Origin of the sequence: Kitasatospora sp. NPDC047058 (genome assembly GCF_040643935.1) — a bacterium.
GTDB lineage: Bacteria > Actinomycetota > Actinomycetes > Streptomycetales > Streptomycetaceae > Kitasatospora.
In genome coordinates this window covers 1-2,419 of record NZ_JBEYVJ010000696.1, presented here as the reverse complement: position 1 = coordinate 2,419, position 2,419 = coordinate 1, and the positions used below count along the sequence as shown (strand labels likewise).

The window sequence follows — 2,419 nt, the reverse complement described above, 5'->3', positions numbered from 1 at the left end:
GGCTCCCGGACGGCCGCCCGGGCAGCGCCGGAGCCCGGCGCCCGCCCGGAGCCGCAGCGGCGCGCGCACCCGCCCGGGCCGGGACGCCCGCCCCGGACCGCAGCCGTCGCAGCGCGGGCGCGGCGGTGCCGAAGAGCTGGTACTGCACGGACATGGTTCCTCCCAGGGGATCGTGATGACGCACTCGGCCGCACCGGTGCACGACCCCCGGCCACGGGGGCTGCACCGGCGACCGCGACCCTACACACCGTCACTGACAATGCACCGAGAGCGACAGCCGGGGGCCTCCGCGGGACCCCTGGGCCTGCCGGGCGGGCCGGGTTGTCAGTGCCGGACGTTAGGGTCGGGGACCATGCGACTGCTGCATACCTCCGACTGGCATCTCGGGCGCTCCTTCCACCGGGAGAGCCTGCACGACGCCCAACGCGCCTTCCTGGACCACCTCGTGGCAGTGGTCCGGGCCGAGGGCGTGGACGCCGTGCTGGTCGCCGGCGACGTGTACGACCGCGCGCTGCCGGGCCTGGAGGCGGTCGCCCTGTTCGACGACGTGCTGCACCGGCTGGCCGGCCTGGGCGTGCCCACGGTGTTCATCAGCGGCAACCACGACTCGGCCCGCCGCCTGGGTGTCGGCGCCGGCCTGATCGGCCGGGCCGGCGTCCACCTGCGCACCGACCCGGGCGAGTGCGCGGAGCCCGTCCTGCTGGCCGACGGGCACGGCCCGGTCGCGGTCTACGGGCTGCCGTACCTGGAGCCGACGCTGGTGCGCGAGCACTTCGGGCTGGAGCGCGGCGGCCACGCCGCGGTGCTCGGCGCCGCGATGGACGCCGTCCGCGCCGACCTCGCCGGCCGCCCCGGGGGCACCCGCGCGGTGGTGCTGGCGCACGCCTTCGTCACCGGCGGCGCGCCCAGCGACAGCGAGCGGGACATCGCGGTCGGCGGCGTCGCCTCGGTGCCCGCGTCCGTCTTCGACGGCGTGCACTACGCCGCGCTCGGCCACCTGCACGGCTGCCAGACGCTCGCCCCGCACCTGCGCTACAGCGGCTCCCCGCTCGCCTACTCCTTCTCCGAGGCCCGCCAGCGCAAGACCATGTGGCTGGTCGACCTGGCCGCGGACGGCTCGGTCACCGCCGCGCGGGTCGACTGCCCGCAGCCGCGCCCGCTGGCCTGCCTGCGCGGCCGGATCGAGGAGCTGCTCACCGGCGGGGAGTACGCCGCGCACGAGCAGTCCTGGGTGCAGGCCACCCTCACCGACCCGGTCCGCCCCACCGAGCCGATGGAGCGGCTGCGCCGCCGCTTCCCGCACACCCTGCAGCTGTTGTTCGACCCCGAGGAGACCGGGGCGGCCCCCTCCCCCTCGTACGCGGCGCGGGTGAGCGGGCGGGCCGACCTGGAGATCGCCGAGGGCTTCCTGCGGCACGTCCGCCCCGGCGCCGAGCCGGACCCGGACGAGCTGGGCTGGCTGCGCGAGGGCTTCGAGACGGTCCGCGCGACCGGCGACCGGAAGGCGGAGCTGCCCCGATGAGGCTCCACCGGCTCACCGTCACCGCCTTCGGCCCGTTCGCCGGCACCGAGACGGTGGACTTCGACGCGCTCGCCGCCGGCGGCCTGTTCCTCCTGCGCGGGGCGACCGGCGCCGGCAAGAGCAGCGTGCTGGACGCGGTCTGCTACGCCCTCTACGGCGAGGTGCCCGGCACCCGCCGGGCCAACCGGCTGCGCAGCGACCACGCCGACCCGGCGCGGCTGACCGAGGTCCGGCTGGAGCTGACGCTCGGCGGGCGGCGGCTGCAGGTCACCCGGCTCCCGGAGCAGCTCCGGCCGAAGAAGGTCGGCAAGGGGACGACCGTCGAGCGGGCGCAGACGCTGCTGCGCGAGTGGGCGGCCGACGCGGGCGACGGGGCCCCCGGCTGGCGGGCGGTCAGCAAGTCGCACCAGGAGGCCGGGGAGGAGATCCACCGGCTGGTCGGGATGAGCCGGGACCAGTTCTGCCAGGTGGTGCTGCTGCCGCAGGGCGACTTCGCGCGCTTCCTCCGGGGCGACTCGGAGGAGCGCGGCAAGCTGCTGCGGCGGCTGTTCGACACCGAGCGGTTCCAGCACGTCGAGTCCTGGCTGGCCGAGCAGCGCCGGGTGCAGGAGGCCGCCGTCCAGGCCGGGCGGCGCCGCCTGCGGGACTTGGCCAGCAAGGCCGAGCAGGCGGCAGGGCCGCAGGCCGAACCGGCCGAGGGCTGGGTGCCGGCCGAGGACGAGCCGGCCCACGCCGCCGCCGGGCTCACCGCCGGCGTGCTGGGCTGGGCGGCGATCCTGCGCAGCGGGGCCGCCGAGCAGCTGGCCGTGGCCGACGCCGCGCTGGCCGGCGCCGAGGCCGGGCACCGCGCGGCCCAGCACGCCCGCGCCGGGGCCGAGGAGCTGGCCGGACGGCAGC

At 77.5% G+C, this 2,419-nt stretch carries 2 protein-coding genes; both read left to right on the top strand.

Annotated features, from left to right (window positions below; translation table 11 throughout):
* Nucleotides 1-352: 352 nt before the first annotated feature.
* A complete protein-coding gene (locus ABZ885_RS39425; protein WP_360199755.1) occupies nucleotides 353-1,522 on the top strand; it encodes an exonuclease SbcCD subunit D in 1,170 nt (389 codons plus the stop codon).
* The coding region (locus tag ABZ885_RS39420) for an SMC family ATPase (RefSeq protein WP_360199753.1) at nucleotides 1,519-2,419 on the top strand (901 nt) is incomplete at its 3' end. The genes ABZ885_RS39425 and ABZ885_RS39420, both read left to right, overlap by 4 nt.